The 7,820-nt window shown below is 61.4% G+C and carries 7 protein-coding genes, 1 tRNA gene and 1 pseudogene; 5 read left to right on the plus strand and 4 right to left on the minus strand.

Going from position 1 to position 7,820, the window contains the following annotated elements:
- Nucleotides 1-353: pseudogene (locus B2V21_RS06085) on the minus strand (protease HtpX); the annotation flags it as partial.
- A gap of 129 nt (nucleotides 354-482) precedes the next feature.
- Nucleotides 483-1,694, minus strand: a complete 1,212-nt coding sequence (locus tag B2V21_RS06090; RefSeq protein WP_049861559.1) for a pyridoxal phosphate-dependent aminotransferase — start codon at nucleotides 1,692-1,694, stop codon at nucleotides 483-485.
- Nucleotides 1,695-1,858: 164 nt separating this feature from the next.
- Here B2V21_RS06090 and msrB point away from each other — a divergent pair, with 164 nt between their 5' ends.
- Complete coding sequence (gene msrB, locus B2V21_RS06095; protein ID WP_049861506.1) at nucleotides 1,859-2,266, plus strand: peptide-methionine (R)-S-oxide reductase MsrB; 408 nt, start codon at nucleotides 1,859-1,861, stop codon at nucleotides 2,264-2,266.
- Nucleotides 2,267-2,286: 20 nt separating this feature from the next.
- Nucleotides 2,287-2,769, plus strand: coding sequence for a glutathione peroxidase (locus B2V21_RS06100; protein ID WP_090356776.1), 483 nt, complete (start codon nucleotides 2,287-2,289; stop codon nucleotides 2,767-2,769).
- 18 nt (nucleotides 2,770-2,787) lie between these two features.
- On the opposite strand, the gene B2V21_RS06105 is transcribed toward B2V21_RS06100, so the two are convergent.
- On the minus strand, nucleotides 2,788-5,097 hold the full coding sequence (locus B2V21_RS06105; RefSeq protein ID WP_286916331.1) for a response regulator: 2,310 nt from the start codon (nucleotides 5,095-5,097) through the stop codon (nucleotides 2,788-2,790).
- A gap of 125 nt (nucleotides 5,098-5,222) precedes the next feature.
- On the opposite strand from B2V21_RS06105, the gene B2V21_RS06110 reads away from it, so the two are divergent.
- Nucleotides 5,223-6,113, plus strand: coding sequence for an ATP-binding protein (locus B2V21_RS06110; RefSeq protein ID WP_049861503.1), 891 nt, complete (start codon nucleotides 5,223-5,225; stop codon nucleotides 6,111-6,113).
- Complete coding sequence (locus B2V21_RS06115; protein ID WP_049861501.1) at nucleotides 6,110-6,601, plus strand: GAF domain-containing protein; 492 nt, start codon at nucleotides 6,110-6,112, stop codon at nucleotides 6,599-6,601. Before B2V21_RS06110 ends, B2V21_RS06115 begins: the two co-directional genes overlap by 4 nt.
- A gap of 13 nt (nucleotides 6,602-6,614) precedes the next feature.
- On the opposite strand, the gene B2V21_RS06120 is transcribed toward B2V21_RS06115, so the two are convergent.
- Nucleotides 6,615-7,385: a hypothetical protein gene (locus tag B2V21_RS06120; RefSeq protein ID WP_056843348.1), complete on the minus strand. Its 771-nt coding sequence runs from the start codon at nucleotides 7,383-7,385 to the stop codon at nucleotides 6,615-6,617.
- Nucleotides 7,386-7,716: 331 nt separating this feature from the next.
- Here B2V21_RS06120 and B2V21_RS06125 point away from each other — a divergent pair.
- Nucleotides 7,717-7,792, plus strand: a tRNA-Glu gene (locus tag B2V21_RS06125).
- The last annotated feature ends 28 nt before the right edge of the window (nucleotides 7,793-7,820 follow it).

Consider the following 7,820-nt stretch of genomic DNA (forward strand, 5'->3'; position numbering starts at 1 on the left):
CCGGTGGCGAAGGCGTTGGCCTCGTACGCCGGGAAGATGCCGACCTCGGGCATCTTGATGCCCGCTTCGCGCGACAGCTCCTCGACGGTCTGCAGCAGCCATTGTTCGTGACGGGTGCGCGGTTGGGTGATGATCTGCGTACCGGTGCTCATCTTCGCCATCCACTTGGAGATGAACAGCGAAAACAGCGAACCGGCGAAGCCGAACACGGCGCAGAAGATCAGCAGCTGATTGAGGTTCAGATCCACCCCGTTGGCCGCCATGAACCCATTGAAGCCAAACAGGCTCAGGGTAATGCTGGCAATCAGCACCACCGCAAGGTTAGTGGCCAGAAACAGCAAGATGCGCATCATGGTTGTAACGTTCTCCTGACGGATAAAAGTGTTGCGTATGCGCTATATAAGGTGCGCGCCCGGTCGATTCAACCGGGGGACTATTTCAAACTGTGTATATGCAGACGGACACTTGAATACGTTCGGTTTTTACTGGCGATAATTCTTGAGGAAGCGGCCGATGCGACCGATGGCCTGCTCCAGATCATCGACTCGCGGCAGCGTCACCACGCGGAAATGGTCCGGGTTGGGCCAGTTGAACGCGGTGCCCTGGACCACCAGCAGCTTCTCCGACAGCAGCAGGTCGAGCACGAACTTCTCGTCGTTGTGGATCGGGCAGACCTTGGGGTCGATGCGCGGGAACGCGTACAGCGCGCCCATGGGTTTGACGCAGCTGACACCGGGAATATCGTTGAGCAATTCCCAGGTGCGGTTGCGCTGTTCCAGCAGGCGACCGTTGGGCAGGACCAGGTCGTTGATGCTCTGGTAGCCGCCCAAAGCCGTCTGGATCGCGTGCTGGCTCGGCACGTTGGCGCACAGACGCATGTTGGCCAGGATGTCGATGCCTTCGATGTAGCTCTGGGCGTTGTGCTTGGGCCCTGAAATGGCAATCCAGCCGGAACGGAAACCGGCCACGCGGTAGGACTTGGACAGGCCGTTGAAGGTCAGGCAGAGCAGGTCCGGCGCCAGCGACGCGGTGCAGATGTGTACGGCATCGTCATAGAGGATCTTGTCGTAGATCTCGTCGGAGAACACCACCAGATTGTGCTGGCGGGCGATTTCCAGCATGCCCAGCAGCACTTCCCTAGAGTACACGGCGCCGGTCGGGTTGTTCGGGTTGATGATCACCATGGCCTTGGTGTTGGGGGTGATCTTGGATTTGATGTCGTCCAGGTCTGGCCACCAGTTGGCCTGCTCGTCGCACAGGTAGTGCACGGCGTGACCGCCGGCCAGGCTCACCGAAGCCGTCCACAGCGGATAGTCGGGCGCTGGGATGAGGACCTCGTCACCGTTGTTGAGCAGGGCCTGCAGCGACATCACGATCAGCTCGGACACACCGTTGCCCAGGTAGATGTCTTCGATGCCGACGCCTTCCACCTGCTTCTGCTGGTAGTACTGCATGACGGCCTTGCGCGCGCTGAACAGCCCCTTGGAATCGCTGTAGCCCTGGGCGGTGGGCAGGTTGCGGATGACATCCTGGAGGATCTCGACCGGCGCCTCGAAACCGAACGGCGCCGGGTTGCCGATGTTCAGCTTGAGGATGCGGTGGCCTTCCTCTTCCAGGCGCTTGGCGTGCTTGAGCACCGGCCCGCGAATGTCATAGCAGACGTTGGCGAGCTTGTTCGATTTGCTGAACTGCATGGTGAGGTCCCGAAAGATGACAAGGCCCGCGCCGGCCCTGAAGATGAAAAAATTGAATCGCTGAAACGCGGGTGACAGACTGCTGTCCAAAGGCGCAATCATACGTGCCGCCCGATCGTTGCAAAAGACACAGATCGGGCTTTTTGAACCGCCGAGGTGTACCGATGGCCAAGCTCACGCGAACCGAACAAGAATGGAAGGAAATGCTCGACCCCGAGCAGTACAACGTCTGCCGGCTGAGTGCGACCGAGCGGCCGTTCACGGGCAAGTACAACGATTTCAAAGGTGACGGAATCTTCATCTGCGTGGGTTGCAATGAGCCCCTGTTCGATTCGCGCACCAAGTTCGATTCCGGCTGCGGTTGGCCAAGCTTCTACGCGCCGATCGGCGAGCAGGCGATGGTCGAGATCCGTGACACCAGCCACGGCATGATCCGTACCGAGGTCAAGTGCGCCACGTGCGAGTCGCACCTGGGTCATGTGTTCCCCGATGGGCCGGCGCCGACTGGCCTGCGCTACTGCATCAATTCGGTGTGCCTGGATTTCCAGCCGCGGGCCGAACAGCCTGCATGACCCCTGACAAGAAAGCGACCATGAGCAAAGATCTTCTCTCCATCCCATGCATCACCCTGGACGGCCAGCACAAGACGGTCGGCGATTTCGCCGGCAAGGTGCTGCTGGTGGTCAATACCGCCAGCCAGTGTGGTTTCACCCCGCAGTACAAGGGGTTGGAGGAGCTGTGGCAGACCTATCGCAAGCAGGGGCTGGTGGTGATGGGCTTCCCCTGCAACCAGTTCGGCAATCAGGAGCCCGGCGATACGCTGGACATCGTGCAGTTCTGCGAGAAGAACTTCGGCGTCACCTTTCCGATGTTCCGCAAGATCGACGTCAACGGCGAGCTGACCCATCCGCTGTTCGCTCATCTGAAGAAAAGCGCGCCCGGGCTGTTCGGTTCGGAAAAGGTGAAATGGAATTTCACCAAGTTCCTGGTGGCGCCTGACGGCAGCGTCAAACGCTTCGCGCCTTTGACCAAGCCCGCTGACCTGGCGCAGGAGATCGAGCAGGCGCTGGGCTGAAGCAGGTTGGGTGCCTGGCTATTCGGGCACCCATTGGTCGATCAGCATCACCAGCTCTTCACGGCGAAACGGCTTGGCCAGGTAGTCGCTCATGCCGGCGGCGCGACAACGTTCGCGCTCTTCTGGCATGGCGTTGGCGGTCAGCGCCACGATCGGCAACTGTGGCCAGCGGCCGCTTCGACGGATCTGCCGGCTGGCTTCGTAGCCGTCCATGACGGGCATGTTGCAGTCCATCAGCACCAGGTCGAACTCGCGCTTTTCCAGCTCGCTCAGTGCTTCGCCGCCATGGGCGGCCACGGTGACTTCGCACCCCAGCTTGCTCAGCATGCCCTTGGCCACCAGCTGGTTCACCGGGTTGTCTTCCACCAGAAGAATACGCGCGCGACGCTGCGCGCTACGCCGGTTGGCGAGGTTGTCGAGCGTCGTCGGCTCATCACCCACCAGGCTGCGACGCAAGGCCTGATACAACGCGTTGCGTGCCAGCGGTCGGGCTTGCTGCTGCAGCGGCATCAGCGCGTTGGCCTGCTCGGTCGGCAGGAAGTTGCCATAGGCGGTGACCAGCAGAATCGGCGCCTGAATGCCTGGGCGCAAACTGAACAGGCAGTCCAGGTTATCGGTGATCACCAGGTCCGGCGCGATGCCGGAGAGGTCCGCGCCCAGGTCGTAGCGCTGGTAATCGATGCCCCACAATGGCAGCACGTCCAGCAACAGCTCCGCCAGACCGCTGCCTGCATGCCCGACCAACACCACCTGGCCACGCAGCAGCGGTGGCACCTGGGCTGGACTGTGCGCAACCAGCGGCAGGTCGGCGTAGAACTGGCTGCCGAATCCGGCTTCGGAGCTGATGCTCAAGCGGCCCTTCATGGCCTCGCAGAGGTTGTTGGTCAGGGCCAGGCCCAGGCCGGTGCCGCCGAACTGGCGGGTGATGCCGGCGCCGGCCTGGGTGAAGGGCTGGAAGATCTTGACCTGGGCTTCCTGGGCGATGCCGATGCCGGTGTCGCTGACTTCGATGCGCACCCCACCTGGCCGGGTATAGAGGCGCACGTCGACCCGGCCGAAGCGGGTGAATTTCAGCGCGTTGGACAGCAGGTTGCTGACGATCTGTCGCACTCGGGTCGGGTCGCCCAGGACCAGTGCCGGAAAATGCGGGTCGATCAGGCAGGTCAACTCGACACTGGGCGCCGCGTTCTGCGACAGCAGGTTGGCCGTGTCTTCGATCAGCGCGCCGAGGTCGAAAGGGATGCGCTCGAGCTCCAGCTGCCCGGCGTCAAACTTGGACAGGTCGAGGATATCGTTGAGCAACTCGACCAGTACCTTGCCCGAGTCGTGCGCGATGGAGAGTTGCTGCCGCTGTTCGGCATTGAGCGGGCTGTCCAGCGACAGGGCGATCATGCCCAGCAAGCCGTTGAGCGGGGTGCGAATCTCGTGGCTCATGTTGGCCAGAAACGAGGCGCGCGCCTGGGCCATGTCCAAGGCCGTACGGCGCGCTTTTTCCAGCTCCTCGTTGGACATGCTTAGGCGGGTATTGCTGGCCTTGAGCTCGGTGGTGCGTGCCGAAACGATGTTTTCCAGCTCGCCCAGGTACTCGGTCAGGCGGTTCTCGGCGCTGCGCCGCTGCTGGATTTCCGTGGCCATGCTGATGAACTGCTGGTTGGCGACCTTTACCAGCACGCCGATCTCGTCATGTTCGTGGCCCGGGGGATAGTCCAGGCGCGCCGGTTTGGGTTGGTGCGGATCGCTGTTGCTCAACGCGCGGATGACCCGGTTCAGCGGCTTGGTCAACATCACGTAGAAAAAGCCCAGGAGCAGGGCGGTGAGCAGCGCCGTGCGCAGGAAGCCGCTGGCCAAGGTAATTTCGGCACGGCGCAGGAAGCGGTTGCCGATGGCGAAGGTGTCGACGGTCAACTGCAGCGTGCCGAGGCGGTCGTCGGGCATGTGCGAGAGGAACAGCGGGTCTTCGTACTGGCGTTGGGCATTGAAGAGGATGTCGCTGATGAAGCGGTAGCTGCTTTCCAGGCGTGGCCGCTGCACGCTGGCCAGGATGTTGCCATTGTTGTCCGTCAGCCGTGCAGCGGTGATCGACTCCGATTGCAACAGGCCCAGGGTCAGTTCCTTGGCCAGCTCGGCGTCGATGTTGTAGGCGATGCGCGAGGCGGGGTTGTGGCTGATTTCCAGCAGTGAACGCATTTGCCGATCGATGGTTTGATCGACGATGGCATAATCGATGCCGATCTGGATAACGCTGAGCAAAGCCCCCAGAATGAAGCCGACCAGTACCGTCAAGCGGGCTTGTTTATAGGACAGCCGCTGGGTGAATTTTATATCCATGGATACTGGGCCAATTTCCATTCCGTGCGCAGGGCCAAAGCATGGACCATGTCTGTGCGCCGTAGTGTGCGACGGCATGTCCCCTTGCCGAACCTTTTACACGCAACTTGCCTTGAGGAAAAGTCGTGGACTCTCGTTTGAATGCCTTTCTTGAGCGCGCCGAATCCGTACTGGCGCGGCTCGAGCCGCTGCTGCCTGCGCTGCGCCCTGAAATCGACTGGCACCAGTGCCTGGCTGCGCGCTGGCAGCGCGAGGGCCGCAGCGGCTATCTGCTGCCGCTGGAGGTCAGCCTGGACATGCGCCTGAGCGATCTGATCGGGGTCGATCAACAGCGCCAGCAGCTGGCACGCAACACGCAGCAGTTCCTCGACGGCCATCCAGCCAACCATGCGCTGCTGTGGGGGTCGCGCGGCACGGGCAAGTCGTCGCTGGTGCGGGCGTTGCTTGCCGAGCATGCCGCCGTGGGCTTACGCCTGATCGAGATCGAGCGTGACCACCTGGCCGATCTGCCGCGGGTGGTCGAGCAGTTGCAGAAGCTGCCGCAGCGCTTCGTGCTGTTTTGCGATGACCTGTCGTTCGAGGCGGGCGAGGGCGATTATCGAGTGCTCAAGAGCGTGCTTGACGGTTCGCTGGAGCAGGCGCCGGACAACGTGTTGCTGTACGCCACGTCCAACCGCCGGCACCTGGTTCCCGAACATCAGAGCGACAACGAGAACTGGTCCCGGGTCGACGGCGAGTTGCACCCCAGCGAAGCGGTCGAAGACAAGATCGCCCTGTCGGACCGGTTCGGTCTGTGGCTGTCGTTCTATCCCTTCACCCAGGAGCATTTCCTGCGCGTGGTGGAACACTGGATCGGCGAGCTCGCCCGTGACAGCGGCCTGCAATGGTCCCGTGACGAGCAACTGGATATCCTCGCCGTGCGCTGGGCCACTGGCCGCGGCAACCGCAATGGCCGCTGCGCCTACCAATTCGCCCGCTACTGGGTGGGTCTCAAACTGTTGGAGCAACAACCATGATCGATCTGCACGCTGCAGGCGCGGGGCTGGAAGGCTACCGTATGCTGTGCGCTCAACTGGAATCGCTGCTGGCCGACGAGCGTGATTTCGTCGCCAATGCGGCGCAGTTTTCCGCATTTCTGTTCAATCAGGTCGATGACCTGAACTGGGCGGGTTTCTATCTCAACCGCAATGAGGAACTGGTGCTCGGACCCTTTCAGGGGCAGGTGGCGTGTGTGCGCATTCCGTTTGGTCGTGGCGTGTGCGGTGCGGCTGCAGCCAGCCGCGAGACCCAGCGGGTCGAGGACGTGCATGCGTTCCCTGGCCACATCGCCTGTGACAGTGCGTCGAACAGCGAACTGGTGATCCCGCTACTCAAGGACGGCAAGCTGATCGGTGTGCTGGACCTGGACAGCCCACGCCTCGCACGCTTCAGCGAAGCCGACCAGCAGGGTCTGGAACAACTGGCGGCGATCTTCCTGCAATCGACCGACTGCAGCCGCTACTGAAGCGCGACCGCTTTCAGTCGTAGTTGGCTTTCTTCTGGAACGGGTCTTCCTTCTCGTCGGCTTTCAAACCGTCGGTGAGTTCGTTGACCTCGTCTCCGGTAGGCTCCATTTCACTGAGGACCATGGCGTTGGTGCGCTTGAGCATCTTCTGCAGGTATTGCAGTTGCTCCTGGTAGAGCACGGCGTCGGGTTGACTCTTGAGGTATTGCACGCCGCGCTCGAAGGCCAGGCGGGCGCGACCCGGCAGACCCTCTCCAAGCAGTTGCTGGCCCAGGTTATTGAAGAACTCGATGTGCAGCAGCACGAGGATGCCGCGGATTTCGTTCGCCCAGTGTTTGGTCTCGACGGTGCTGAGAAAGCCTTCCTGCCCGGCCCGGGTTACCTGGGCGTGCAGGGCTTCGAGCAGGAAGCGCACTTCCTTGGCTCGGTCTTCGGTCATGATCGGGAGAGGAGGGTTATTGATGGCAATGTCATCGCCCTTGGCGATTTCCGCCTGCAGAGCTTCCAGGCGAGCCTTGAGCGGTGCGTCCTGCTTGTCGAGCTGCAGCAGGCGCTGGCTGATGTTGAGTTCCAGTCGCGCGAGCAGTTGCTTGAGGGCAGGGGTCATCAGTTGACCGGGGAACGTCTCGTCGATACGGCCACAGCGGCGCAGGCGGTCGGTGAGCTCGAGCTTGTCGCGCGCCTTGGCCAGCTTGTTGCTCTCGACCATATTGTTGAGCAGGCCGATGACGATAAGGATGGCGATCCCCGTTACGATGAACAGGGTGATCATGAGTGGAGTCACCGGGGAGCTCTCAATGTGGAATGAAGTTCAAGTGTAGGGCTGCTGTGCTGACACGGGTAGCCTAACCCGCCCCATCGCAGTCATGAGGTGCTTATGGGGGGCTGTGGCAACTATGGCTTTGTGCTACTAACGGTGTCAAAAGCTTATTGGTCCTCCTGCGCATTGCCGCTTGGCAGTGGCCTGCCACAGGGCCTGCAAAGCGCAGTGAAGTCATTGATTTAAATAAATTTATAACAGGGGGTTGACGACCCTCGAAAGCATCCATAGAATGCGCGCCACTTGCAGCGTAAAGCACACAGCGAAGCGCGGCAGGGAGTGAATGTTGTAGCGTGTCCCCTTCGTCTAGTGGCCTAGGACACCGCCCTTTCACGGCGGTAACAGGGGTTCGAGTCCCCTAGGGGACGCCATTTGCGGGAATAGCTCAGTTGGTAGAGC

The organism is Pseudomonas sp. UBA6276, assembly GCF_002438365.1.
Taxonomy (GTDB): domain Bacteria; phylum Pseudomonadota; class Gammaproteobacteria; order Pseudomonadales; family Pseudomonadaceae; genus Aquipseudomonas; species Aquipseudomonas coleopterorum.